The sequence below is a fragment of the Staphylococcus sp. HMSC077D08 genome, assembly GCF_001837945.1.
Taxonomy (GTDB): domain Bacteria; phylum Bacillota; class Bacilli; order Staphylococcales; family Staphylococcaceae; genus Staphylococcus; species Staphylococcus epidermidis.
In genome coordinates this window covers 1-290 of the sequence record NZ_KV834802.1, presented here as the reverse complement: position 1 = coordinate 290, position 290 = coordinate 1, and the positions used below count along the sequence as shown (strand labels likewise).

Annotated in this window: 1 pseudogene; it reads right to left on the bottom strand. The window is 25.2% G+C overall.

The features are described from left to right. Window positions 1-290, bottom strand: a pseudogene (locus HMPREF2663_RS08655) (IS5/IS1182 family transposase); the annotation flags it as partial.

The following is a 290-nucleotide window of genomic DNA, read 5'->3' as shown; positions in this document are numbered from 1 at the left end:
TGGTCTGTTTTAGAATAACTATTTCTATCCTTTAAAATAGATTTTTGGACTTCGTATTTATGCTTTCGCTGAGAGTAATCATTAATTTGCTTTTTGTATTTTTTAATTTTAGTTCTTTTGAGCCGTATTTGTTTTCTTATTTTAGTACATTTTTCATTATCGATATGTTGGTTTAAATCTTCGATTTCTTTATCTAAATGACTACCAATCAAATCTATTTCTTCTTTTGTTAAGTCATTATCATGATCTTTTTTAATCTCAGGTATGATTTTATTTATCACCAATTCATG